The organism is Paenibacillus sp. ATY16 (genome assembly GCF_003399985.2).
GTDB classification, from domain to species: Bacteria; Bacillota; Bacilli; order Paenibacillales; family Paenibacillaceae; genus Pristimantibacillus; species Pristimantibacillus glycanilyticus.
Map to the genome: position 1 here is coordinate 63,527 of NZ_NMOK02000009.1, position 24,208 is coordinate 87,734.

The 24,208-nt window shown below is 49.5% G+C and carries 24 protein-coding genes and 1 tRNA gene; 5 read left to right on the forward strand and 20 right to left on the reverse strand.

Translation table 11 applies throughout. From position 1 onward, the window contains the following. Positions 1-4 precede the first annotated feature (4 nt). The 3 genes from CFI03_RS06700 to CFI03_RS06710 are packed head-to-tail and all read right to left on the reverse strand — an operon-like array spanning position 5 to position 2,965. Entirely contained in the window at positions 5-1,324 is a 1,320-nt protein-coding gene (locus tag CFI03_RS06700; protein WP_248756891.1) for a sensor histidine kinase, read from the reverse strand. 3 nt (positions 1,325-1,327) lie between these two features. Then, positions 1,328-2,389 (reverse strand): M42 family metallopeptidase, encoded by a 1,062-nt coding sequence (locus CFI03_RS06705; RefSeq protein WP_248756892.1) that lies wholly within the window; start codon positions 2,387-2,389, stop codon positions 1,328-1,330. A gap of 18 nt (positions 2,390-2,407) precedes the next feature. Further along, positions 2,408-2,965 carry a GNAT family N-acetyltransferase gene (locus CFI03_RS06710; RefSeq protein ID WP_248756893.1) on the reverse strand — a complete coding sequence of 186 codons (558 nt, stop codon included), beginning with the start codon at positions 2,963-2,965 and terminating at the stop codon, positions 2,408-2,410. A gap of 145 nt (positions 2,966-3,110) precedes the next feature. Here CFI03_RS06710 and CFI03_RS06715 point away from each other — a divergent pair, with 145 nt between their 5' ends. Further along, positions 3,111-4,328, forward strand: coding sequence for a chloride channel protein (locus CFI03_RS06715; RefSeq protein ID WP_248756894.1), 1,218 nt, complete (start codon positions 3,111-3,113; stop codon positions 4,326-4,328). Positions 4,329-4,475: 147 nt separating this feature from the next. Here the strand turns inward: CFI03_RS06715 and CFI03_RS06720 are convergent, their stop codons facing one another. After that, entirely contained in the window at positions 4,476-5,354 is an 879-nt protein-coding gene (locus CFI03_RS06720; protein ID WP_248756895.1) for a radical SAM/SPASM domain-containing protein, read from the reverse strand. Between the two features lie 100 nt (positions 5,355-5,454). On the opposite strand from CFI03_RS06720, the gene CFI03_RS06725 reads away from it, so the two are divergent. Next, positions 5,455-5,658, forward strand: a complete 204-nt coding sequence (locus tag CFI03_RS06725) for a hypothetical protein (protein ID WP_127496730.1) — start codon at positions 5,455-5,457, stop codon at positions 5,656-5,658. Between the two features lie 41 nt (positions 5,659-5,699). Here the strand turns inward: CFI03_RS06725 and CFI03_RS06730 are convergent, their stop codons facing one another. The 5 genes from CFI03_RS06730 to CFI03_RS06750 all read right to left on the reverse strand — a co-directional run bounded on the left by CFI03_RS06730 (position 5,700) and on the right by CFI03_RS06750 (position 15,561). Continuing rightward, positions 5,700-5,903 (reverse strand): hypothetical protein, encoded by a 204-nt coding sequence (locus CFI03_RS06730; RefSeq protein WP_248756896.1) that lies wholly within the window; start codon positions 5,901-5,903, stop codon positions 5,700-5,702. A 128-nt stretch (positions 5,904-6,031) separates the two neighbouring features. Next, complete coding sequence (locus CFI03_RS06735) at positions 6,032-7,345, reverse strand: stalk domain-containing protein (RefSeq protein ID WP_248756897.1); 1,314 nt, start codon at positions 7,343-7,345, stop codon at positions 6,032-6,034. A gap of 173 nt (positions 7,346-7,518) precedes the next feature. After that, the gene (locus CFI03_RS06740; RefSeq protein WP_127496729.1) at positions 7,519-9,315 is read right to left on the reverse strand and encodes an ABC transporter ATP-binding protein; all 1,797 of its coding nucleotides are present in this window, start codon (positions 9,313-9,315) and stop codon (positions 7,519-7,521) included. A 49-nt stretch (positions 9,316-9,364) separates the two neighbouring features. After that, a complete protein-coding gene (locus CFI03_RS06745; protein ID WP_248756898.1) occupies positions 9,365-11,113 on the reverse strand; it encodes an ABC transporter ATP-binding protein in 1,749 nt (582 codons plus the stop codon). Between the two features lie 35 nt (positions 11,114-11,148). Continuing rightward, positions 11,149-15,561, reverse strand: a complete 4,413-nt coding sequence (locus tag CFI03_RS06750) for a DEAD/DEAH box helicase (RefSeq protein WP_248756899.1) — start codon at positions 15,559-15,561, stop codon at positions 11,149-11,151. A 206-nt stretch (positions 15,562-15,767) separates the two neighbouring features. On the opposite strand from CFI03_RS06750, the gene CFI03_RS06755 reads away from it, so the two are divergent. Further along, a complete protein-coding gene (locus CFI03_RS06755; protein ID WP_248756900.1) occupies positions 15,768-16,100 on the forward strand; it encodes a DUF5658 family protein in 333 nt (110 codons plus the stop codon). Here the strand turns inward: CFI03_RS06755 and CFI03_RS06760 are convergent. The 6 genes from CFI03_RS06760 to CFI03_RS06780 all read right to left on the reverse strand — a co-directional run bounded on the left by CFI03_RS06760 (position 16,091) and on the right by CFI03_RS06780 (position 20,316). Beyond that, positions 16,091-18,205, reverse strand: coding sequence for a WG repeat-containing protein (locus tag CFI03_RS06760; RefSeq protein WP_248756901.1), 2,115 nt, complete (start codon positions 18,203-18,205; stop codon positions 16,091-16,093). The two genes, CFI03_RS06755 and CFI03_RS06760, sit on opposite strands and share 10 nt — an antisense overlap. Positions 18,206-18,316: 111 nt before the next feature. Further along, positions 18,317-18,505 (reverse strand): DUF6954 family protein, encoded by a 189-nt coding sequence (locus CFI03_RS31405; RefSeq protein ID WP_481857655.1) that lies wholly within the window; start codon positions 18,503-18,505, stop codon positions 18,317-18,319. Next, positions 18,502-18,882, reverse strand: a complete 381-nt coding sequence (locus CFI03_RS06765; protein WP_248756902.1) for a glyoxalase superfamily protein — start codon at positions 18,880-18,882, stop codon at positions 18,502-18,504. Before CFI03_RS06765 ends, CFI03_RS31405 begins: the two co-directional genes overlap by 4 nt. Positions 18,883-18,976: 94 nt before the next feature. Further along, positions 18,977-19,324 (reverse strand): VOC family protein, encoded by a 348-nt coding sequence (locus CFI03_RS06770; protein WP_248756903.1) that lies wholly within the window; start codon positions 19,322-19,324, stop codon positions 18,977-18,979. Between the two features lie 34 nt (positions 19,325-19,358). Further along, positions 19,359-19,685, reverse strand: a complete 327-nt coding sequence (locus CFI03_RS06775) for a hypothetical protein (protein ID WP_248756904.1) — start codon at positions 19,683-19,685, stop codon at positions 19,359-19,361. Positions 19,686-19,845: 160 nt separating this feature from the next. Further along, a complete protein-coding gene (locus CFI03_RS06780; protein WP_248756905.1) occupies positions 19,846-20,316 on the reverse strand; it encodes a pentapeptide repeat-containing protein in 471 nt (156 codons plus the stop codon). 164 nt (positions 20,317-20,480) lie between these two features. On the opposite strand from CFI03_RS06780, the gene CFI03_RS06785 reads away from it, so the two are divergent. Further along, complete coding sequence (locus CFI03_RS06785; protein ID WP_248756907.1) at positions 20,481-20,969, forward strand: DinB family protein; 489 nt, start codon at positions 20,481-20,483, stop codon at positions 20,967-20,969. Positions 20,970-20,990: 21 nt separating this feature from the next. Here CFI03_RS06785 and CFI03_RS06790 read toward each other — a convergent pair whose 3' ends face one another. Genes CFI03_RS06790 through CFI03_RS06805 form a run of 4 tightly spaced genes read right to left on the reverse strand, consistent with a single transcriptional unit; the run spans position 20,991 to position 23,020 of the window. Beyond that, the gene (locus CFI03_RS06790) at positions 20,991-21,230 is read right to left on the reverse strand and encodes a hypothetical protein (RefSeq protein WP_248756909.1); all 240 of its coding nucleotides are present in this window, start codon (positions 21,228-21,230) and stop codon (positions 20,991-20,993) included. 3 nt (positions 21,231-21,233) lie between these two features. Continuing rightward, positions 21,234-21,434, reverse strand: a complete 201-nt coding sequence (locus tag CFI03_RS06795) for an NUDIX domain-containing protein (protein ID WP_248756910.1) — start codon at positions 21,432-21,434, stop codon at positions 21,234-21,236. A 12-nt stretch (positions 21,435-21,446) separates the two neighbouring features. Continuing rightward, positions 21,447-22,256 (reverse strand): class I SAM-dependent methyltransferase, encoded by an 810-nt coding sequence (locus CFI03_RS06800; RefSeq protein WP_248756911.1) that lies wholly within the window; start codon positions 22,254-22,256, stop codon positions 21,447-21,449. A gap of 5 nt (positions 22,257-22,261) precedes the next feature. After that, on the reverse strand, positions 22,262-23,020 hold the full coding sequence (locus CFI03_RS06805; RefSeq protein WP_248756913.1) for an SDR family NAD(P)-dependent oxidoreductase: 759 nt from the start codon (positions 23,018-23,020) through the stop codon (positions 22,262-22,264). Between the two features lie 555 nt (positions 23,021-23,575). Between CFI03_RS06805 and CFI03_RS06810 the strand changes: the two genes are divergently transcribed. Further along, positions 23,576-23,869 (forward strand): Dabb family protein, encoded by a 294-nt coding sequence (locus tag CFI03_RS06810; RefSeq protein WP_201008145.1) that lies wholly within the window; start codon positions 23,576-23,578, stop codon positions 23,867-23,869. 171 nt (positions 23,870-24,040) lie between these two features. On the opposite strand, the gene CFI03_RS06815 is transcribed toward CFI03_RS06810, so the two are convergent. Next, positions 24,041-24,116 (reverse strand) — tRNA-Thr (locus CFI03_RS06815). Between the last annotated feature and the right edge of the window lie 92 nt (positions 24,117-24,208).

Below are 24,208 nucleotides of genomic sequence, written 5' to 3' on the forward strand. Positions count from 1 at the left end.
CCTGTCAGCCGAAGCGGATGTTCTTAGCGGCAAAATGCAAAATAACGGTCGTCCCTTCATTCTCCCTGCTTAACACGTCAACAGAGCCTCCGCTCTTTTTCATCACATTGTAGACGTAAGATAAACCTAGTCCGAAGTTGCTCGATCGGTTTTTCGTGCTGAAAAACGGTTCGAATACCCGCTCCAGCTGATCGGCCGGTATCCCTTTTCCATCGTCTTTAATTGTTAACCGCACGGACTTTTTTTCTCGTTCCAAGCGTATCGCTAATGTTCCGCCGGTTTCCACGGCTTCAGCCGCATTTATCAATACGTTGCCGATTGCCTCCGATATATGAACAGGATCGCCAATCGCAGTTGGCCGGCAGTCATAATCTTCCTGTACATGGATTTCCTTCTGCTCCAGAAGCCCTTTATGTTTAGCTAAACAGCTTTGCACCATCTCGTCCAGCTTGAAAGGCTTCTCAACAAGCACGATGTCCCGCATCTGGCTGTGAATTCGGTTCACCATGCCCAGCATATGCTCTGAAGCTGACGTTATGATAGCAAGATGAAATAACGAATCCGGCGACCGGTCTGCCAGTTCCCGTTTCAGGTTATCCGAGCTGATGGCAATTTTACCAATTTCGTTTTTAATAGAATGGTTAAGCTGTACTGCCCCTGAACTGACCGCCTTCATCGTACCTTCGAGCGGATCCTTCTCAAAGCGCAGCCTTACGCCTAGCACGCCGTAAATAAACGTACAAATCAAAGCTACGGATAACGAATAAATAATGAACAAGGACACGTAACGGAATGCTTCCAAATCCGGAGCAACAACTGCCGCTATGTTAATGAAGAGCAGCACCGCCAGAATAGTCGGCACGATAATAACAGTTGCGATAAAACGGTTCCGTTTCTTGCGGCGGTTCGTCTCCCTCAATAAGGAGACGATAAGCAATAGGCAGGCAGAGATGTAATAAAAGGCTGCCCAACCTAGCAAGAACCGGTAATTCAGCTGGATTTCGGGCATTAGCGGCGTCGTCAGCATCATCCATGCAGGAAAAACAAGGAAAGCCAGTTTCAAATAAAGCCTCGCTCTTTTTACCGGTACCAGCTCGGAATAAACGACGCTAAATACAAGAATGCCGTAAGGCGATAACGTATGGTTCAGCAGCTGCTCGATGTTCGCTAATTCCTCATAGCCATAGCGGATCAATATGTCCGTTAAGCCGCCTATCGCGGCTGCGCCGAGGAAAAAAGCCGCCCAGCGGTTCATCTCGCTGCGGGGATTGTTCACCAGCAAGATGACCGCGGCTGTCAGCAGCGCGAAGAAGTAATAAATCATCCGTTAGGAAACGGATAATCCCAGGTACGCAAGCAGCAGAGCTGCGGTATTTACGATCGCATCGGCGTGAGTCCGTTCCATCGCATGCGAGGCGTGAACGCCGGGTCCGATTAATGCAGCGCGAATGTTGCTTCCTCCCCGCAGCGCAGCAGAAGCGTCGGAGCCGTAATGCGGATAAATATCGACGGCATAAGGCAGCTGATGCTGCTTCGCAAGCTCGATCAGTCTCGAGGTCATCTCGTAATCGTACGGTCCGGAAGAATCCTTGGCGCAGATCGATACATCTCGCTCCGTCGTAGACAAATCGTCGCCAATCGCCCCCATGTCAACCGCGATTAGCTCCGTAATGTCGGCCGGCATATATGAATTGCCGTGTCCTACCTCTTCGTAAGTGGAGAAAATAAGCTTGAGCGTCCGCTCCGGCTTTTTATCGGCCCGCTTCATCCATTCCAGAAGACCAAACAACGCCGCAACGCTTGCTTTGTCGTCCAGATGCCGGGATTTCACCCAGCCTTGCGGTGTAATCCGCACTCTAGGATCCCACGACACGATATCGCCTACCGCAATGCCGAGAGACTCCGTTTCCACCTTGCTGGACGTATTTTCGTCGATTCGGATCTCCATGTTGGCTTCGTCCCGCTTCCATTCCCTTGCGTCCGAATAGACATGAACGGAGGTTTTGGTAGACAAAACCGTGCCCTCGTACTGCCTTCCGTCCCTGGTATGAATCAGGCAATATTCTCCTTCAATCGTCTCCATGTTGTAGCCGCCTATGGGAGTAATGCGCAGCATGCCGTTTGGTTTAACGGAACGGACCATAGCGCCAAGCGTATCGACATGGGCGGTATAAGCAATCGCATCAGCCGAATCGCCGCTACCCGCAATCGTGATCATTCCGTTCCCCTTAGGCGTGCGCTCCATGGTATAACCAAGCTTCGCCGCTTCCTCCTCGAGTCGGTTCATAATGTTCATGCAATAGCCGCTAGGGCTCGGAATCTGAAGAAGCTCCTCCAGAAAGCGTAAAATATATTTCCGGTTTAATGTTTTATTTAACGGATTTTCCATTTCGCAATCTCCTCCTGCTTATTTCTTGGAATATGCCTTTTCGTGAAAGGATGTTATGTAACGGAACAGCTTTTTCCCGCTCCCGTCACCAAGCCAGGCGTTCTCCTGACTAAGCTGTTTGTACATCGCCCGGTAAGGCTCCGGCACCCAGATATAAGGATGCTCGTAATCGGTAATCGTGAACCCGTTCCGCTCCCAGAACCGGATGCGACGCTCGTTTGTTGCCGTATGCTCCGACTCCACCTCGATGAGCAGTCCATCAAGCAGCATGACCTTTTGCGCCCATTCCGCTATGGCTTCGATTAGTTGAGAGCCGATTCCCTGTCCTCTGCGCCGCCCGGAAACCGCGATATAATCGATAAGCAGTATTTTTCCTCCGCCCGTCAGACCGGATATCGCCATTGCTTCGACCTTGTCCATATCGGAGAGCGTATGGAGAAAACAAGGCATTTTCCGGAACATCCCGTTAATGATTGCATTTGGCTTCCGCCCTTCCTTCGGAAAAGACTGCTCGTACAGCTTCCTCGCAAGCGGCCACAGGGTATTGTCGAGCTCATTCAAGGTCGTAAACAGCATTTGCAGCGCTGACTCCTTTTCCCTTATACTCATCTGCTTCTAGTGTACCACTTCTGCCGGTTATTGACGTTATTTTCAAAATGTACGATAGTAAATAAATAATTGTTCGCGTGAATTTCTTTTCAGTTAGGAGCTTATTGGGTTTATGGCAAATGTTATGAAAACATCCCTAGTCCGTCTGGCCATCGCGGCTGCCGTCGGGATTTGTACCGGATCGGCATCCGCTCTATTCTTGACTAGCCTGGAATGGGCAACGTTAACATCCATGTCGCATAAGTGGCTGCTATGGCTGCTCCCTCTAGGCGGAGCGCTGGTCAGTTGGCTTTATATGCAATACGGAAAGGATGCGGCAAAAGGCAATAATCTGCTGCTTGACCGGATCTATGGCGGAGATACCGCTGTTCCTCTGCGCATGGCGCCGCTTGTCCTATTTGGTACGATTATTACCCATCTGTTCAGCGGTTCTGCGGGTCGGGAAGGCACAGCGGTTCAAATGGGCGGCAGCTTGGCGGAAATGATCAGCAAACGCTTTAAGCTTATCGGCGCCGAGCGCAAAGTCATTCTGCTATGCGGAATCAGCAGCGGATTTGGCTCGGTCTTTGGCACCCCCGCTGCCGGTGCTATATTTGCCCTTGAGGTAGCCGCGCTTGGCGCCATTTCGCTCGAATCCATTCTGCCGGTTTTTCTCGCCAGCTATGTGGGCCATTACACGACGTTAGCCTGGGGCGTACGCCATCTTCATTATTCGATGGGGACAATCCCTCCGCTAAGCGTTACGCTTCTAGTCAAAATTGCCGCGGCTGCCGTGTTATTCGGGCTCGCTGCCCTCTTGTTCGTCACGTTAACCCATAAGCTTAAGGCCTGGTTTACGAAGCTTCTGCCGAATCCCATGATCAAAAGCTTTGTTGGCGGTCTAATCATCATCGCGTTGGTCTATCTCGTTGGCTCGCGGAATTATTTAGGCCTTGGTCTACCGTTGTTGCAGCATTCTTTCGAGGAAGCCGCAGCTCCGCTAGCCTTCTTGTGGAAAACGATTTTCACTTCCATTACCCTTGGATCCGGATTCCAGGGCGGCGAGGTTACGCCGTTATTCGTGATTGGCTCGACGCTTGGAAGCGCGCTTGCCAAGCTGCTTGCCGTATCCGTTCCCCTGCTTGCCGGAATCGGCTTGATCTCGATCTTCAGCGGGGCAACGAACACTCCGCTTGCCAGCTTTATTCTAGGCCTTGAGCTGTTTGGCCTGCAAGGCTACGGCTGGCTCTATATGCTGATCGGCTGCGCAGTCGCTTATCTGTGCTCTGGAGCGCCGGGTATTTATTCCGCGCAGCGTGCGCGGCGTTATTTCAAAGAATTGTGGCACTAAGCACCTTTAGGCGTCTATCTTCATAGGATAGAGAAGCGGATGATATAAATTGCTTACGATCACTGATCCTTTTCGCGATCGGCTAAGACAAACATACGGACAGCCGTAAACGTATAACGTTCACGGCTGTCCGTATGTCTAATTTCCTTATTTGCCGAAGCGCTGGCGGTAGCCGCATTTGCGGCATAGCTCCTCAACCGCTTCCCGTCTCGAGAAGCCGTCAACGAGATTTGTCGCGCGTTCGCCTTCGATAATGTCCGAGAACCGCTGCTCATTCATATTGCCAAGATTGATAACACCCTCGCCGTCGAGGCAGCATGGCACTACGGTACCGTCAATAAGGATGCCTGCCTGATTCCGCAATCCGTAGCAGAAGCCTTTGCCGTCGTCCTCCTTCGCTTTCAGGTCCGGCCATTCGAATTCATAGTCTTGATTCAAATAAACGCGATCTGCGATTTTGACTCCGCTTCCGGGCATAACCTTTTCTTCGATAAGATAATCCAATTCGAATTCGTTCTCAATCATCAACAAGATCTCGCGGTTCCGCTGTCTCTCCGCATTCGTCATATTATCCTGCGTCAAATTCCACAAGCGGAACGAAGTAATCATGTTCGTCTGTTCCATGGCCTCGCGTACGAATGATAATACACCGCTGATATACCCTTCCTTATCCTTGGAGCCGGCATGGCCGTCAAAGCTGTGAAGCGAGAAGTTCATCTGCCGGAGCGCCGGCTTGGACAGCAGCTTATGTTTATTTTTCTGAAGCAGCGTTCCGTTCGTCGTAATATTAACCTTAAAGCCCTTCTCGTGACTGATATCCAGCAGCTGGTCAATCTTAGGATGGAGGAGTGGCTCGCCCTTCAAATGAAAATAAATATAGTCCGTATACGGTTTGATCTGATCCAGCCGCTCCGTAAAGTCTTCTATGCTTATAAAACCTTTTGCGCGTTCGGTTGGTGGACAGAAGGAGCACGCCAGGTTACAAATGCTCGTAATCTCGATATAAAATTTCTTGAATCTCTTCATTCTTCCAAGCTCCATTCTCTCGCGTTGCTAATCGTCTACCCACCATTATACCATTAAAATTAATCAGGAGGTTGATTGGATTATGTTTATGCAGGGTCAAATGTCCATTCAGCAAAAAGCAATGATGCTGATCGGACGCCCGGTCGGCATCTCTCTCCGCAACGGTCAGGGCGTATCCGGGGTCATTTGCAACGTGCAAGGCGGCCAGGTTTACATCATGCAATATATGTACGCCACGCAGTTCGCTACTTTCCATTACAGCTTTAACGATATTAACGATATATTGCCGTATCCGGCTTGCTAACACAAAAAACCGCGGAATTTTTCGCGGTTTTTTTGTTGTCCTTAGCGGACAATTACGGCTATGATTTTGTTCAATGCCACATAAATCTTCGCGTTGAACGCTTTAAGGACAACGACTCCTTTTTTCACCGTTACTACTCGTCCTACAATTTCTTCACCGGAAACCGTTTTAAGCACAACAAGCTTGCCTTTCTTTTTTGCGGCTTCAATAATTTCAGGAAGCTCACTAGGAAACATCACTCCCATGTCGATCCCCCTTTCCACTCTGCTACTCTAGTAATATGAAAGTGATAGGAGAGGGTTCGGGCTTTTCCAAAAAAAAATCAGCGGCAGATTAGGAAAGATATCCCATTCTGCCGCTGTTGGCGTTAAATCTATTCTTTTATAACGGATTTATTAATGGCAGGAACCATATCGGGCGAATATTTGCTATACAAGCCCAAGCGCCAAAGCGCAGCTCCCTTCAACTGGTAACGCTTGGCTAAGCCAAGCTTATCGTCGATGGATTGCGGCGTTTCCGCACTTAGATCGATGCCAAGCAGAAGCTTGGATTTGGGAACGCCTGCTTTTAAAGCCATTTGGATGGCTTCGTTTACCTTATTATTGGGATTGGGTACTTGAGATGCCGTGCCTGAAGGATTGTATTTGTAAGCCATGAGAACAAGGTCGTCCGCTAGGCTTGCCAGCGTCTTGTAATCATAGCCTTGATATGCGCTGTTTGGCGCATGCACAACCAAGGACAATTCAGCATCCTGCGGAAGCGCATCCTTCAGCTGCTTCACATAGTTATTTAGAAGCTTCTGCTGCTCAACCTTGTCCATTTGGAAGCCAAGCCCTTCAAAGTCCAGAACCACGCCGCCAAAGCCGTAATCCGATATGGCCTTTGTAATGCCGTTGATCGAATTGGCGCGAAGCGTCTCGCTGCCCATCATTGTCGTGAGCTCGTTTTGCCCATCGAGGGAATAGACCATCAGGTAGGGCTTAATGGACTTGTCTGCGGCATCGCTTACTAACGATTGCGGCGTGACATCGCCATTAGGCTCTGGGACCCGATATTCGGAGCCTTCGAGCGTAAAATTGCCGTCACGGTCAATTCGGCTCCAGCCATAGGCAACGGAGTTCGCCGAATTCACAAGATCGCGCTCCGCGAAAGAGGATAACGCGTAGAATGTACGCAGATGCATTGCTTTTTGCGGCGATTTGATCGTGACGGTATTGGTTGATTGACTCCAGCCGACTTGAGCGCCGAATTGGGTGCTGAAGAAGCTTAACGGGATAAGCACGCGATTACTTCGCATCATCGGCGCAGCCGGCAGCTTTACGTTCGCCCCGTTTACAACGGCTGTTCCACTGCCAATCTTCATGGACAGCTTTACCGCCTTGCCTTGCTTGATTCCTTCCGCCGTGACCGTCTGCGTCTTCTCGTCCCAGACGACCTTCTGTAGCCCAAGCGCTTCGCCGATAGTGCGGAACGGAACAAAAGTAACGCCTTTTACGATAATTGGCGGGCTATCGAAAGGCAGCTCTACGTCATCTAATAGAATCGTAGTCTTGGCAGGAACGGCAGACGTCGCCGTTGCCGTCACGGCTGCTGCCGATTCGGCTTTTCCTTCGGAGACGCCGCTCGTTAACAAGGCAAGCGCCAGTACGGCGGCGGCAGATTTAATTCCCCATTGATTAATCACCATAAACCTCCCATGCTCTACCCTTATTCTTCCAACAAGTGGAAGCGGTATAGCAACGGCCCTAGTATATCAAATTTTTGCTAGTGAGCACAAATGATAGAATAGTCATGAAAGAATGACGGGAAAGGAAAAAAAGACCGAACGGGATTCCGGGCAGAATCCGTCCAGTCCTTTCTCTATACCGTTAAATTCCGGTGCATGCCGTAATAAAGGCCTTCCTTCTCCATCAGTTCGCTGTGGGAGCCTTGCTCGGCAATCGTTCCTTTGTCGATGACGAGAATCGTATCGGCGTTCTGAATCGTAGACAGCCGGTGGGCGATGATAAAGCTGGTACGTCCCTCCATCATCTGAAGCATTGCTTCCTGAATCCGGAGCTCGGTCCGGGTATCGATACTGCTGGTTGCCTCATCCAGAATCAGAATGGACGGCTCAGCGAGAATAGCCCGTGCAATGGCAAGCAGCTGCCGCTGACCTTGGCTCAGGTTGCCCCCATTCTCCGTAAGCGGAGTATCATACTGCTGCGTCAAGCGCCTGATGAACCCGTCGGCTCCCGCCATACGCGCCGCTCTCCGAACTTCCTCGTCGGTTGCCTCCGGCTTGCCGTACTTCAGGTTTTCCTTCACCGTGCCGGAAAATAAATACGTATCCTGAAGCACAATGCCAAAGGTCCGGCGAAGGCTGTCTCTCGTGTAATCCCGGATGTCCCTCCCGTCAATGAGGATCCGCCCTCCCGTTACGTCATAAAAGCGGCTGAGCAGATTGATAACGGTTGTTTTCCCCGCTCCGGTTGGTCCGACTAAGGCCGTGCTGCTGCCGGCTTCCGCCTTGAAGCTGACGCCTTTCAGTATTTGCACGTCGCTGCGGTAGCCGAACTGTACGTTTTCAAACACAACCTCGCCTTTGGGAGAAGCAAGCTCGACGGCATTGGGAGCATCCTCTACTTCTTCCTTCTCGTCAAGCACTTCGAATACCCGCTCCGCGCCCGCAATCCCCGATTGGAGAACGTTATACGTATTGGCCAAGTCCATCATTGGGCGGACAAATTGCCTGGAATAGCTCAAGAAGCTTGCGATAATCCCCACCGTGATCATTCCGTGAACGGCCATAACCCCGCCGACGATCGCTACGGCCGCAAAGCCGATATTGTTGATTACGCTGAGCAGCGGCATCATAAAGCCGGACCAGATTTGCGCCTTGGTGCTTACTTTGCACAACTCGTCATTGTCTCTGCGGAAATCGGCAATCGAGGTTGCTTCATAATTAAAGGCTTTGACAACCTGGAAACCGGTGATCGTCTCCTCGACTTGACCGTTTAATCGCCCCAGCTGCGCTTGCTGGTTTTTGAATAAGGCGCTGGTTCGCTTCGTAATGGTTCGGGCAAGCAGAAAAACAAGCGGTACCGTAATCAAGCTTGCCAGCGTTAACAGCGGACTGAGAACAAGCATCATGATCAAAGATCCGATCAACGCGATTGAACCGGTCATCAGCTGCGCCGAGGTCTGCGAGACGGATGTACTGACATTGTCGATATCATTCGATAGTCGGCTCATTAGTTCGCCATGCCTGCGGGTATCGAAATAAACAAGCGGCAACCGCTGCAGCTTCTCGAATAAGGTGCGCCGAAGCCGGCTGACGATCCGCTGGGAGATCCCTGCCATCATCCAGCCCTGAAGGAAGCTCAGCGAGGCATCCGCCAAATAGGAAGCGACAAGCGCAAACAATACAAGATGCAGCAGACTGAAGTCAACTGCACCTTCGCCTCCTACCATTGCGTTGACGGCAACTCCGATTAAATAAGGCCCCAGAAGCATGATAGCGGAATCGATCAGAATAAAGCCGAATACCAAGGCAAGCTGCTTGCGCTCGCCGCTCAAATAACCCCAGAGGCGCATTAAAGTCGCCCGGAAGTTTTTCGGCTTTTGCTTGGGGCCGCCGCGTCCGCCAAATCCCGGGCCGCCCGGGCGGCCTCCCATGGGCACATTAACCTCGGAACGCGCTGTTCCGTTGTTGGAGTTGGTTCCGTTAGGCTGAGGCATGGTTATCCACCTCCTTGCCGATCTGGGAGCGATAGATCTCCTGATAAACCTTGCAATCCCGCATCAGACGGTCATGATTGCCCATGCCTACGATTTCCCCGTCGTCCATCACGATGATGGTGCTCGCATCCTTCACGGAGGAAATCCGCTGGGCAATGAGTAGACAGGTAACATCCTTTGCGTATTCGTTAATCGCGCGTTTGATAGAGGCCTCCGTCGCACTGTCGAGCGCGCTTGTGCAGTCGTCGAGAATAAGAATATCCGGCTTCCGGATAAGCGCTCTCGCAATCGAGATTCGCTGCTTCTGTCCGCCGGAGAAATTCACTCCGCCTTGTCCAATCATCGTGTTGTACTGTTCCGGAAGTTCCGAGACAAACGAATGAGCCGAAGCCATTTTGGCCGCATCCACGACCTCCTCCATTGACGCGTCCTGCTTCCCGATCCGGATATTGTCCACTACCGGTCCGGTGAACAGCACCGATTTCTGCGGAACGATGGCAATCTTCTCTCTCAACTCATGAGTATCAGCTTCGCGAATATTGATGCCGTTAATTCGGACTTCCCCTTCCGTGACGTCGTAGAAACGAGGGATCAAGTTCACCAGCGTGCTTTTTCCGGAGCCGGTTGAGCCGATTATGGCTACGGTCTCCCCCGGCTGGCAGCTGAAGCTGATCGATTTGAGAACGGGCTCTCCCTCGGGACCTTCATAAGAGAAGCTGACATTGTCGAATTCGATAGCGCCCTTGCCCTTCAGCTCTTTCACGGCAGATTGCCGGATAAGGTCCGTCATTGGATTAGTCTCTGCCAGCACCTGCACAATCCGGCCTGTTGAAGCCTTCGCGCGAACGAACATGTTGAAGATCATCGTCATTGTTGTCAGCGAGAACAGAATTTGGGTCATGTAGTTAACGAACGCGATAATATGACCAACCTGGGTATGCCCGTTATTAACCCGGATGCCGCCGAGCCAGATAACAGCCACAATCCCGATGTTCATCGTAAGCGTAACGGCGGGCCCAAACACAGACATGACCCTTTGCGCGGAAGTAGACCGCTCCTCATATTGCTTGTTAATACCGTTGAATTTATCGACCTCGAGATCAAACCGGTTGAAGGCCTTGACCACTCTGACGCCCGACAGATATTCGCGCATAACGCCGTTTAACCGGTCCAGAGCATTCTGCACCTTCAGGAACAACGGCAGACCAACCTTCATATTGAGCACAATCATTAATCCGACGATCGGAATTACAATCATAAGAACGATGGATAAGTACGGATTTAGCCGGAAGGCCATAATAAACCCTCCGATGCAAAGCATGGGAGCTTTGACAAAAATCCTCATCATGCCGTTGACGAAGTTTTGGACCTGCGTCACGTCATTGGTAAGCCGCGTAACCAGCGATGCACGGTCGAAGCGGTCTACGCTTTCGAAGCTTAACCCTTGAATTTTTTCGAATAAATCCTGACGAAGCTCTGCCCCAAAGCGTTGGGACACGATGCTGGAGACAATATTGCGGCCGGATGCCGCAATAGCGCCTCCCAGCGTAATCAATAGCATGTAACCCCCGAAATGGAGGACCTTATCCATCTCTTTGTTCGCAACACCCTCGTCCACGATATGAGACATCATGGTCGGCTGAAGCAGATCCGCCAAGGCCTCAACGCTGACGAGCAGGACGCAAAAGGTGAACAACAGGCCGTATTTTCTAATATATTTCGTCATGTGCTGCACGCGAAGATCCCCTTTCCAGTATACGAAAAGCACATCTATTTCAATTGGCTTTGCCATAATACAAGCGATTTCTGATCGCTCTCCGCCCCAATCTCCTTCAGCAGCTTCCCTTCATCCGTCAGCGCCACCGTATCCCCGTTCCAGCGCTCCACCACAATCTTCGAGAGATGCTGGCGGCGCAGCAGCGTCATAAACATCCGCTTCAGCTCCTCTGCCGACGGTTGATTGGCTGATTCCAACGGTTCCATCGTATGGATCCGTTTGCCGTTGTTTTCCATCCAGTACAGCCATTGATCTCCCCGCAGCACGAGGAAATGCCCCGGTTTCCTGGCAAAGGAGCAATCGTAACCTCCCGGCCATTCCATCAACAAGCCAAACGGATTAGCAGGATCCACCGCAGACAGCAGCGTAAGCGATTCTTTTGCCGAGGCCCCTGAAGGAAACGGCTTCCGAATGAGCTCGGCGATCTCCGGCGTCGTAAACTGCATCGTTATCGCTCCGTCGATAAACAAACCGCGCGTCAACGTGCCCCATTCCTCGAGCTTTCGAAGTACCGGCTGCAGACGATCCCAGCTGTAAGGCGTTACCGAAGAAGCCAGCTCCTTGGTCACAATCCCGTACGTATCCAGCAAATGGCGGATCCAATACATCTCGGGAGGGTCCGCGTCCGGAGATGTATGGCCGGATTCCCCTGCATCCTCGAAAGCCTCAGCCAGACTGCCTGTCCAGTACCATCTGCCAAGCCCCGACCCGGTCTTTGCCCAATCCTTACCCTTCTTCAGCGTTAATAACCGCAGGGGGGCGAACTGGTCATTGGATGCATGACCTTCCCAAGCGAGCTCCAATAGCGCAGTTAAAACCTCCGTCGGAAGCTTTCCCGTGTCTCTAGCCAGCCGGGTTAGGAAGCTAGCCCCGCTCCGCTTCAACAGCTCGAGCAGCTCCGGATGCGAAGCGGCTTTCTCTCTGCTCTCCGCCAGATAAGGTTCATAGATCGAACGGCTGCCTGCCAGGAAGAAGGCTACTTTCCCTTCCTTTTCCTCGGGCTGCTTTTTGCCGATCCAGACGACCTCTCCCGTTGCGCACAAAAGATCAAGCTCATCCTTCCGGTAATCCGTTACGCGGGACGGGAAAATAACCGACTCCCAATGCGATAGCGGCAGAAAAATGCCCTGCAGGCGCTCGATAACAAGCTTGAGACCTTCGCTGCCGCTAAGCTGCGCGCCTTGGAGCGCATGCTGGCGAAGCGCAATCTGCGCGCACCAGCGAATTGGTGATGCCGGCTGCACCTGCTTGCGGGCTTCCCCGATCGATAGACGGATCATGCGCTCCGCCGCGCGCCGGCTCGACCAGATTCGTTCCTCCGGCGATGCGGCAAAAGGCGCCTGATCGAGGCTGCCTTCCTCACGCAGTTTATCGATTAATCTCTTTGCTTCGATTAACGACAGCTTCGGATAACGCTCGCATAGCTCAAGCTCGGTAAAGGCGATCCGGTTGTCGGCGAATCGGCGGACGATAAACGCAGCTGCTTCATCCGACGCCGGAAAGGCTTCGTAAATTTCCCGTTCATCGCGGCATATCCATCGGTATTCCTCTTCGGGCGTATCAGGCGATGGCTGATAGACGGCCAGTTCACCGGATTGCAGAAGCTGCTCCGCCCACTCCAGCGTCCTTGTATCCGACAGCTGGATCAGCTCGTCCGGTGCAAGATCGCCCCGGCGCTTCAGCAAGCGAATAACATCGCCCGGTTCGCGAAGCTCCGGCTCCGGCTCGGAGAGCCTTTGCCGCTCCGCTTCCAGCACCTGCTCGGGAATTGCGCTGCGGATAGCCTGCTCGCCGAACAAACGCCCTGCCATCTCCTTGCTTACATTCATCAGCTGCATTTGAATGGCCGGATCCAGCCCGTCGCCTTCGTAAATCCGCATATTTACGTAATCGGCCAGGAATTGGGTCGCCATCGGAGACGGAAATTCCGTCTCCTTGACCACAACCTCAATCTCCCCATTATGAATGTCAGTTAACAAAGCGCGAAGATCATCCAAAGATAAATACTCGTGCAGGCATGCCTTCATCGCTTCCGTCAAATAAGGAAAATGCTCGGCATACGGCAAGGCGGAGCGAAGCAACTCCTCGCTCCTCAGCCGCTTCTGCCACAGCGGCGTCCTGCCGAAGCTGCGGGATAACAGCAGCGAGGTTTCGGCAATGTGACGGAAGGCGATCGCGAGCAGAGGCGAGCCTGTAATCGCTTCGGTAAGCAGCGGCTCTACGTTAGCAGGCGTAACGCCCCAGATGGTCTGCAGCCAGGAGGAATCCCATTCCGGCAGCACGAATTCGATGCCGTTGTCTTTGGCATTGCCATAGAGCCGGTAAGGCAGAAGCAGCTCGAACTGTCGCTCGATCGCCAGAAGCCAGGTCCGGTTAAGCCGTCTGCCAAACGGATTATGCATAATGACATGCGTCTGATTCATCAGATCGCGGTAGGTCTCAATGACGATGCGTTTGTCTGTCGGGAGCTCGCAGTTGGATAACTGGGAGCGGATTAACGACAGCAGCTGCTGTGCCGTATAATCATCCATCCGATATTGCCCGGTCAGCCAGCTGATCAGCTGATTTTCGTCTTCCCGTTGAAGACGCTCTTCGATTTCCCCGATAAACGCCCCGACTTTCTTGCCAAGCGAATAAGTCCGCCCAAGTCCTTCAGCACGCCAAAACGGTATTTCGCTAAAGCGATTTCCCGCCTCGGATACATAGACCCTGTCCTTATCGATTCTGCGGATCATCCAACCGTTCATTCCAAGCTGAAATACGTCTCCTACGCGACTCTCCTGTACGAATTCTTCGTCAAGCTCGCCCAGATGAACCCGGCTGTCCACATGATGCACCGGGTACGCCGAGCTTGACGGAATCGTTCCCGCCCCGGTCAAGGCGCCAATCATCGTATTCCGCCGCTTCACAAGCTGATCCGTGTCGCGGGTCCAATCCAGAAGCGGCCGCATGAACGGGTAAAAGCCGGCCAGCACCTGCAGCATACCCCGAAGCTTGCCGACGGGGAAGCTTCTGTAGCTGTCGCTTCTGGCGATCAGCCTATGCAGATCGCCTACCGCCATGTCCTGCGCAGCAACGATGGATATCGTCTGCTGCGACAGGACATCCAGCCGATCCCGCGGGATCCGGATCGGCTCGATATCGCGCTCGGCAATTAGCTTGCCGAGCACGGCCATCTCCGGCAGCACGCCTCGCTGCCGGGCAACCATCGCGCCGCGGCTTGCGCTGCCGACGGCGTGTCCCGCACGGCCGATCCGCTGAATGCCGGATGCGGCTTCAATCGGGGAATCGAGCTGTATAACCAGCTCGATATGTCCCACGTCAATGCCAAGCTCGAGCGAGGAGGTTGCCACGATGCAGCGCAGCTCGCCTGCCTTCAGCATCCTCTCTACTTCCAGCCGGCGCTCCTTGGCAATACTGCCATGATGGGCTCTCACCATCTCATAGCCGGCATGATCATTTAGTCTTAGACAAAGACGCTCGCATAATCTCCGGCTGTTTACGAAAATAATGACCGAGCGGCAATCGGACATCAGCGCGAACAGCCTGTCCAGAATCGGGAGCCATACCGCATCGCGGGTCTGCATAGGCTGCGATTGATCAGGCATCGTTAACGATACTTCAAGCTTTTTGCTCATATGGCTTTCTACAATCGTTACCGGACGCGGCACCAGCCCCAGCGGATGTACGAATCCTTCGCTGTCAGTCTCTTGCCTCTCATCCGCTTGACTGCCTTCCGGTTCCTGCCAGCCGCCAAGAAATCTTGCTACGCGCACAAGCGGCTTCTGCGTAGCCGATACGCCAATTCGTTGAATCCTTCTTCCACATAACTCTTCCAACCGTTCGAGCGAAACGGATAGATGCGAGCCTCTTTTATCCGCGGCGAGATCGTGAATCTCGTCAATGACGGCATAGGAGACCGTCTTCAGCATCTCTCTCCCTTTCTCGGAAGTCAGAAGGATATACATGGATTCCGGCGTAGTAACCAGTATATCCGGCGGTTTCCGATACATGGCGGATCTAACTGAGCTGGTCGTATCTCCTGTCCGAACGCCGCTTCGGAGTCCCGGCCAGCTGTTATCCGATGAGGCGGCAAGCTTATCAATCTGTTCGATAAAAGCAACCAGATGATCATGGATATCGTTATTGAGCGCCTTAAGCGGCGTAATATAGAGCAGCCTCACGCCTGCCTGACGCTGCTGCTGCTTCATTCGGGCAATCCCATCGAGACATGGAAGAACGGCGGCCAATGTTTTGCCTGAGCCTGTCGGAGCGGCAATCAGCGTATTGTCGCCTGCTGCAATCGCTTTCCAAGCTTGTTTTTGCACGTCGGTCGGCTCGCCGAACGAAGCCTCAAACCATTCCGCAAGGGATGGATGAAAAGAAGATAATGACGAGCTCTGCATGACTTTCAGCTCCATCTGAATATAGTCGGGCACAATTCCTTTACTACTATATTATATCAGTACAACAGGGCAATCGCCAAAACGAATACGGCGCATGAAAGCCCTTCAGGAAAAGGAGTCTTTCATGCGCCAGCTTGCTTATTTTAGATACAAAATGTATCATAAATCTATAACACTTTTCCACTAATGGGACGTGATGCGCTGGAATGTCTGTCATCCTTCGTTTGCCGATAAGAGGGCTGCTGTTATGGCTGCTTTTTTTCAGTCTGACCGATGCGGTATTTACCGATATCGGAATAAGATTAAAGCTTATAACCGAGCTGAATCCGTTTGTAGCTTGGCTGTATAACTGGCACTCCATCGCTTATTACGGCGTTAAGCTGATATTTCCCGTACTCTTCTTGCTTATTTATCCTCAGTTAAGTGCCCGCTTATGGATCCGTTATTCGGCAGCCATCCTGTTCCTGCTCTACTTATTCGTTAACATGTACCATTTACTGTGGGTAGTCCTCGCTCTCTTGAACGGCCATCATGGATGAAACGAGCGCCAGAAGTCGCCACGCTCATTAATGATGTTCATGATCTGGGAGTAAGGAATTCTGAACTCGGGGAAGCCTGCTGCATAAGGCGCAATCTCGTAAGGCTCAAAATATAAATGAAGCGCATCCTGCGTTACGAAAAACGGTTGATCCGGTTTGATGCCTTTATACGTATCCGGAAAAACATAATCATACTGAGGGTCCGTTTTGATCTGTTCCCCTACGATATCGCTCAGCACTTTCACATAGTCACTACCCGGTTTGAACAAGTCCTTCAGCGTATACATATCGGCATTAGTCACATCGATATGGGCATAGACCTTCGTCGGCATGCCATGCGCTGCCCCGGCCGGGTAATTATACCCCGTCATTTCAATCTCCAGCAGATTTTTCTTGAACAACGTCACTTCGAAATCCCCGCTGTACGTATAGCCAAGCAGTTCATCGCCAGGGATCGGCTTAACCTGGGACATGACCTTAAGCGTTTCGTTCAACCTCTCTTGCGCGGCATGATCGGCGATGCCTTCCACAGCCGGATAATAGACGACATAATCCTTATTGGGCTTATACTTATGCTCCCTGACCAGATAAGGCAGGCGAAGCGGAATAACCGTGTTAGGCTCCCACACGATACGTCCGTTCCGGTTGGCATATTGAATCCTCTGATCAATATTGACCTGAATCAGATCATCCTCGAGTTTCAAGATACCGCTTCCCTGGAACTGCGGATACCCGGGAGCCGGATTTCCGCTGGTGTTAATGAAGAAAGTAGTCTTGCCGTTGCTTGCCGAAGCGAGTCCTTTCCGATAGGGCTGTACGTCGGTATAGACAAATTCCGTCAAGCGTTTGCCATCGGAATCGAAGATCGCATACATCGATCCAAGGAACGGTTGATCCGGATCAATCGCTTTCCCTACCGCGTATCGCTGCTGGCCAATTGCCATGATATCGTTATAGATCGTCTGTATGACCAGATTTCCTTTTGTATCAATAACCCCGTATTCCGCGGCAAAATCCTCCGCGTTATTAACGATTGCCCGGCCATTCTGGAACGGAAACGCCGTCGAATAGGTCGGCTGAATTTTCACTGTGCCTTTCTCGTTGATATAGCCATATTTCCCATTCGCCGTCTGTTGGAATGGCAATAAGCCATCCCCCGGAACTCCTACAAAAGGAAAATGATACTCCGCTTCCTTTGAACCGTCATGCCGAATTAAGGCATAAACATTGTCTTTTATTTTTACGACCGCATGTCTATCGGAAAAATCGGTAGCATCTTCATAACGAAGCGGTATAACCTCTTTACCTGACCGGTCAATATATCCATAGACGGTTTTGCCGCCTTCAAGCTGGTTGTTTACCATCGCTCTTCCATCATGCATATCTGCCATATAGGAATAACCATTGCTCGTGACTATAGCTCCTGAATCATTAAGCAGCTTGTATTTGCCTTTGTCGTCAATAACAACCGCTCTTCCTTCCGAAAAAGGAGCAATGAAGCTATAAACGGGTCTGACAAAATATGCTCCTGTTGAGTTAATTAAGCCATTGCCATTATCCGCGCTTACAATAGCAAGCCCATTCGTCTGAAAATCCTCTGCACGGTCAAAGCGAGGGGGTATCACCATCGTGCCAATTCCGTTAATATAGCCCCATCTGGTTCCGCTTGTTGTTTTCTCGGATCCCGGATAGAGAGATATCGCTCTAGTCTCCAAAGACCGATCATCGGGTACAATATTTCGGAAGCCTACAGGACTCCATTCGTAGACAGCTCGTTTCGTTTGTGCTTCCGCAGTCCGCCAATTAATAATAAGATTATTAACCATCCGGCTTGTTACGGGTGCGGCAGTCAGCTCCGCGACGCCGTAGCCTTCGCCTTTCGCGGCTGCCGCGATCGTCCATCCGACATGCCGGTATTGCAAAATATGGACATAAAGCTCTTCTTGCCAGCGATACACAACCGTCAGCTCCGGAACGCCATCCCCGCTTAAATCCTGGGGATAAATCGCATATTCGTTAGATGGATCCTCCATCATGACGAGTTCCGCCCCCGGAGGCAATGAAGATTGCGCCAATCGGATAATCTGGTCATTGATCCAGTCCATTCGCATCTGGTCCCCTTTCCCAGCACGTTACATCAACTCACTATTCGTATGCGGGAAATAAGTAGAAATATGACAGATTTTGAACGGTGCTTGGACCGTTGACTGGGCAGGTTACCGTGTCTTCCTGAATATGAAGTAGGCGGCAAACGCAATCGCAGCATATATCAGGATAACAATCCCTAAAGTAATCATTCTCTCCTTCATGCTCCCGTCCGCAAACAACACGGGTCCAAGTCCAAAGAAAGTGACCAGCAGGAATATAATAAGCAATACAACACTCAGAAGTATTTTTATGTTCAGCCCTCCAACTTGCCTGACATCGGTTCACTGAAGACAATCCGGTTTCCGAACGGGTCTCCGATTCTGCACTCCAGCGTGTTCCACGGCGTTTCTTCCAGTCCGGGTCTTGCGTATTTATATTTCTTGTCCAATAAATCCTTATGTAACTCCCTTATTCCTGTCATTTCGATACGAATAGCCGAGCCTGGGCTGCAGTCTCCGTGATGTTCGCTCAGATGCAGTCTGATTCCCCTCTTTGAGATCTGCATATATAGAGGCATATCGGGTTCAAAACGATGCTCCCAATCCACATTGAAGCCTAGAAAGTCCACATAAAATTCCCTGGCTTTCGCCTCGTCAAATATGCGAAGAATCGGTACCAGCTGTTCTAAGTTCATTATCGTATTTCCCCTTTATTTTGGTATTACGATCTCCAAATAAGTAGTAAAGAAGACTGCAATGGCAGCCTTCTTTGAATGAAATGCAATAGACTTATTTGCAAACCATCAGCATATTCCCATCCGGATCCTTGAAATTAAACCAGTGGCCATTTTGGATTTCCGTAATTAGCTCAACATTTTTCTCCTGCATAAATGCATAGGCCTGCTCAATGTCTTTCGTATGAAATTGAAATGCCGGTGCCGTATACAAATTTTCGGTCGAGTAAATTTTGCTGTCCAACACAATGCTTGGCCCTTCCATCGGCAGGACGTAAATATGTCCGAAATAAATCTCGCCGTCTGCAGGTAGACCTAGAATATCGCAATACCAGTCGCGGGCATTTTCAACGTTGCTAACAGGGATAAAAATACCGTTGATTTTATTCGAGATAGGATTCATATACGTCCTGCTTTCTTCATGGAATAAAAAAAGGCTATGCCTTTCTTCGCATTGCGCCTAAAACAATATTATAGTGGTCGGGATCATGGATATGGGCATTCTTAAACTCCCAGCCGCCATGTTCGCCAGTGAAAGGTTCAATCCCGATAATCCCGCCTCTGTCACGTACCTCTTCCACATATTCGTCGAATTCATCCCAGCCAATATGAATGTAAGTATCCCATGCGTAATCCGGACCGTCCCATTCCGTTGGATAGCTGTGACGCTTGGCAGAGACGGCATTTGGTTTAACATCCTCTCCGGAAACCGCCTGTTGAAGGAAAACAAACCTCGTCGCGCTCCGCGTGTCCCCAATCGTCAATGGAAAACCCTAAACAGTCGCGGTAATAAGCTTGCGATTTTGCCAGATCCGATACTAATCGAACCTGGATGTTCTTGCCCAGTTTTACTCCGGATTTGCCCTTCTCATCTTCAAGGACTTGCTCGCTCATGATTCCGACCTCCCGTTCAGGATGATGGATTTACAGATCCTTAAGCAGATCCGATATCAGAATTCCGTTAATTCGGAGACCGGCAATATTGCAGTTGTCGATATTAACATTGGATAAATCACAATTGTTAAAGAGGGCGGTCGAGAGGTTGCAGTTCTTGAAAGTGGTTGGTTCATATTGACCGTCGGGTTTGTATTGCGGCTCGCCTTCCTTTGGCAGAACGACATTCGTAAATTGGGTACCGATCAGATAGACATGATCAATGCTGGCATGACTGATATTTGCAAGCCTAATGTTTACCCCCGTCATGTTTGCATCGGTAACTAGAATTTCGCTCATATTCACATCGTTCAACTTCATGGCATTCATATTTACGTTGCTGATCGAAGTTCTGGCCAGGCTGACATTATCGATTACCAGCTCTTCCGCGCGAACCTCCTGCCACTTCGCTCCTGAAATATCAGATTGCCGCAGATCAAACGGTCCAACTTTTAAGCTCATCCTCAGATCTCCTCCAATAATAGATATTCAATCAGGTAATTCAATACAGAATCAAGCTTTACCTTTATTATCCAAAGCATATCATGAAAAAAATACGGGAACAAGTGTTTGCATTTTGTTTGGATTGTGTTATGATTTTCTAAATTATTAGTGGAGGTATGGAGATGACGCAGAATGAAATTCTTTATTCATTTAACAATTTCTCTAATTGGATACGTTCATTGGAAAATACGAACGAAAAATTATGGTTTGCGCCAATTGAGGAGAAGAAATGGTCAATCAGCGAGATCATTGCGCATCTTTTTAATTGGGACAGATACCTTATATCCGAAATACTGCCCGCTGTTCAGATCGGCAATGAAATAAATTTCCCCGATCATGACACCTTCAACAAGCGGGCTTCCGATTACATACAATCAGGTGTCTCTAAATCCAAGCTTATCGATGAAACAATAGCTACAAGAATTCTATTAGTAAAATTGCTTCATGAAATGACTATCGAAAGATTAAATAGGCGATTAACGGTTAATGGCGTAACTAATTGTCTTAGCACTGGAGCTCCTTATTCCCTTATTTATATCATTAAGGAATTTGCGGATCATGACACCCACCATAAACAACAGATCATGCGGTTTCTGAGCGGAAGCGTGTAGCCCAGCTTCTCGGACTTGCGGTCAGTTGAAGAAATACGAATACTTCAACTCTGCGATTTTAAGCAAATCCGTACGCATCCCTTCGCCTTCCATTTTAATAATCATTTGTTTCGCTGTTTCTATATTCATCGTTACTCTGCCTGTTGTTTCAAATCCTTCCGGAGTTTCAACGTATTGCTTCACTTTAGCTATTACAAATACCGTGTACGAATTGGTACTCTCCCAATACCATGCCGCTACCGGAATTCTCTCGTCTTCCAAAAACTAGCCTGCTTCTTCTACCGTCTCGCGGTCAAGCGCAGTAATGAGGTCTTCGTCTCCCTCAACTCTGCCTCCGACCGTTGTCAGGCTCTGCTCGTATTTATCCCACACCATAACGATGGAACCATTTGAGGTAACAGGTATGCTATGAATTCCGGCAATCCGTTTGTCTGTTGGCCATACACCAAACAATGGTTTTAGCATTACCGATCAACTCTATTCTGTGGTATATTTAACCGCTTTAACCGAGAGCCATTGAGGAAGTGCCGCTGAAGGATTTTCACGCCAATCGGAATAGCTTTCCACTTCTTTAGCGGTTAAATTATCGCCTTCATTCTCTGAATCATCTACCCAGAACCAGCCATTTTCCGCATACATCTCTTCAATTCGCTTGATATGTAGGCTAGAGCTAACAACAGCATTCAAAATATCCTGTATTCGCCATTTAAATGTGGGTACTTCTCCAAAAGGACCCGTCAGGTGATAGGGCTTATTTATAGTGAGTGCTTCCTTTGCCTTGATTCCAAACGGTCGCATGAAAGGATGAATATCGTACATGATATAGACTCCATCGCTCTTCAGAACCCTACTTACATTATTGTACATGGACTTTAGATCATGAATCCACACGTGAACCCCATTCGAGGTGTAGACCAAATCATACTCTTCGCTTGGAAGCTGAGATAAAGTCATCGTATCCTCACAAATAAACTCGATATCCCAGCTATGATGCTTGGCAATGATGGAAGCGTTCTCTATTTGTTTATCCGAAATATCGCAGGAAGTGACTTGTGCTCCCAACAGATGAAATGCAAAAACCGCATGATTATCTCCACTTGAAGGAACCAACACGCGTTTTCCTGTTAAATCCGGGAAGGCTTCTCTAATCAAGCCGTATGTCGTAGGATGAAAAGCCGATGCCGGAGACGATATGACTCTTGCAATCGCCTCTTCCGTTCTATATTTCAAATACCAGGTTTCTGACCACTCGTTCCAGCTGTCCTTTACCTTATTCTCACTACTCAATATGATCACTCCTCCAATTCGCATGCCTGATACAGACCGCCGTTAACGGAGACAGAAGTGCTTATCAGACTAATGATTCGTCTCGCCACGCGAGCTGGATCAATTAAATTCCCCTCAGCCTTCTGTGCGGCAAAATAGCCGGCTAACGCCATACCCGACTCACGGGCTGTCTGCTGCATAGGTGTATCCATCATTCCCGGATCAACCGAGTATACTTGAATTTCATTAACCTGCCGACCCTGCTCTTGTTCCATACCTATACATCGGGAGAACATATTCATCGCAGCTTTTGCCGAGCAATAGAGACTCATGTTTGGCGCAGGGTACTTCCCGGATCCGGATGAAATATTTACGATTTTTCTTACAACATGCCAATCTGAGGTGAGTCGAATAAAAGCCGAGGTAAGCAGCATCGGAGCTGCAATGTTGAGCTGTATATTTTTCAGAATTTCCTCATCCGTGCAAAATTGTATGTCTTTTAACGGAGTGACTGACGCCGCATTATTTATAAGGGTTATTGATTTCAATTCATATTGATCGATAGCGGAAATAAGATCTTGTAGTACAGTTGGAAGGCTCTCTACTTGAGTAAGATCAACCGGGTAATACAAGTATTTGCCCTCCAATGTATTTCGATCGATTTCTTCATTATCCGTTCGGGATAGGCCAATAACCGTGTTCCCTTCCTCTAAAAGCCTTTTCGTGAGCTCCGCGCCAAGTCCGCTGGATACTCCCGTAATGATGTAAACATGATTATTCAGCATAATCATCTCCTTTTCAGTTCCCTAATTTTAATCATATAATAGGTAACCGCACTGCCTACACCCATAAAACAAAAAACAATAGTCAGGAACATTAATCCGCTAACATAAGCATTATTCTTATCTTCCTCTATTAGGTACAGTAAAAGGATGAAAGAAACTACAAACGCTGCAATAAACAAGATACTCAGCAGCCCTCTCCATTTCATCCCTATCTCCCTCCTTCGGGAATTAGTCAACTTTATCTTCAACATTTTTCCAGTAAAAATAAGATTAACATATCTCTATGAACCATGCACGCAAAACTTCAGTCTAATAGGTTTGGTCAATAAATGGTATAATCATGAGGGACCGATAGTTGCACTGAAGCCTAATCGTTCGGCCGTAAAAAAGATGGTGGTATCGCGAGATCGCCTAGAGGCGTATGCCTCCCAGCTCAAATCAAAGTCCTCGGCTGCCGCTTAATGAACTTCATTTATGAAAAGAACTAGAAATACGTTCCCATTTCATGCTATATTGCATTAGGCTAGAGATTTTGAAGAAGAGAGAGGTTACAACATGATTGATCGTACTATATTAGTAAAATTCGGCGAGCAAACGACCAACGAACAGCTCCAGGAGATCGTAGATCGCTTTAAGGCGCTGAAAGAACATTTGACTGGTGTCGTTGAAGTAAATGCCGGCATTAATTTCTCGGATAACAACAAAGGCTACCAACTGGTCCTTCGCGTCAGATTCGAAGATAACGCCGCATTGGAGGCATATGGCCCTAATCCTCATCACCAAGCTGTAGCAGCACTTATCCGCGAGTATGGACGTGAGGATAGCATCGCAGCCAATATCGAAGTGTAACATATAAAACAGCGGGCGCTTGTTCAAGCGTCCGCTGTTTTTATGAGCAAATATACTTTTCATCAACTATTTAAATAACAGTACTTTGTTTCAGGGGAACATACTTCAAATTCAAAATATAGAGTATAACAAAAAAATCCGATCACTAATGATCGGATTAACATTCTTAAATGGTGCCGGCGATAGGAGTCGAACCCACGACCTACTGATTACAAGTCAGTTGCTCTACCAACTGAGCTACACCGGCATAAAAGGTATATTTATACCTTGAAAACTGGATGCGAAAGTTTGAATTATCTTAAGATGTAGTAGGATAAGCCCTCGACCGATTAGTATTCG

Excerpts from the sequence above, each read along its gene's own strand:
- CFI03_RS06700 (WP_248756891.1), bottom strand. The coding sequence starts at position 1,324 with ATGATTTATTACTTCTTCGCGCTGCTGACAGCCGCGGTCATCTTGCTG.
- CFI03_RS06705 (WP_248756892.1), bottom strand. The coding sequence starts at position 2,389 with ATGGAAAATCCGTTAAATAAAACATTAAACCGGAAATATATTTTACGC.
- CFI03_RS06710 (WP_248756893.1), bottom strand. The coding sequence starts at position 2,965 with ATGCTGTTTACGACCTTGAATGAGCTCGACAATACCCTGTGGCCGCTT.
- CFI03_RS06715 (WP_248756894.1), top strand. The coding sequence starts at position 3,111 with ATGGCAAATGTTATGAAAACATCCCTAGTCCGTCTGGCCATCGCGGCT.
- CFI03_RS06720 (WP_248756895.1), bottom strand. The coding sequence starts at position 5,354 with ATGAAGAGATTCAAGAAATTTTATATCGAGATTACGAGCATTTGTAAC.
- CFI03_RS06725 (WP_127496730.1), top strand. The coding sequence starts at position 5,455 with ATGTCCATTCAGCAAAAAGCAATGATGCTGATCGGACGCCCGGTCGGC.
- CFI03_RS06730 (WP_248756896.1), bottom strand. The coding sequence starts at position 5,903 with ATGGGAGTGATGTTTCCTAGTGAGCTTCCTGAAATTATTGAAGCCGCA.
- CFI03_RS06735 (WP_248756897.1), bottom strand. The coding sequence starts at position 7,345 with ATGGTGATTAATCAATGGGGAATTAAATCTGCCGCCGCCGTACTGGCG.
- CFI03_RS06740 (WP_127496729.1), bottom strand. The coding sequence starts at position 9,315 with ATGGGAGGCCGCCCGGGCGGCCCGGGATTTGGCGGACGCGGCGGCCCC.
- CFI03_RS06750 (WP_248756899.1), bottom strand. The coding sequence starts at position 15,561 with ATGCAGAGCTCGTCATTATCTTCTTTTCATCCATCCCTTGCGGAATGG.
- CFI03_RS06755 (WP_248756900.1), top strand. The coding sequence starts at position 15,768 with ATGTCTGTCATCCTTCGTTTGCCGATAAGAGGGCTGCTGTTATGGCTG.
- CFI03_RS06760 (WP_248756901.1), bottom strand. The coding sequence starts at position 18,205 with ATGGACTGGATCAATGACCAGATTATCCGATTGGCGCAATCTTCATTG.
- CFI03_RS06765 (WP_248756902.1), bottom strand. The coding sequence starts at position 18,882 with ATGAACTTAGAACAGCTGGTACCGATTCTTCGCATATTTGACGAGGCG.
- CFI03_RS06770 (WP_248756903.1), bottom strand. The coding sequence starts at position 19,324 with ATGAATCCTATCTCGAATAAAATCAACGGTATTTTTATCCCTGTTAGC.
- CFI03_RS06780 (WP_248756905.1), bottom strand. The coding sequence starts at position 20,316 with ATGAGCTTAAAAGTTGGACCGTTTGATCTGCGGCAATCTGATATTTCA.
- CFI03_RS06785 (WP_248756907.1), top strand. The coding sequence starts at position 20,481 with ATGACGCAGAATGAAATTCTTTATTCATTTAACAATTTCTCTAATTGG.
- CFI03_RS06795 (WP_248756910.1), bottom strand. The coding sequence starts at position 21,434 with ATGCTAAAACCATTGTTTGGTGTATGGCCAACAGACAAACGGATTGCC.
- CFI03_RS06805 (WP_248756913.1), bottom strand. The coding sequence starts at position 23,020 with ATGCTGAATAATCATGTTTACATCATTACGGGAGTATCCAGCGGACTT.
- CFI03_RS06810 (WP_201008145.1), top strand. The coding sequence starts at position 23,576 with ATGATTGATCGTACTATATTAGTAAAATTCGGCGAGCAAACGACCAAC.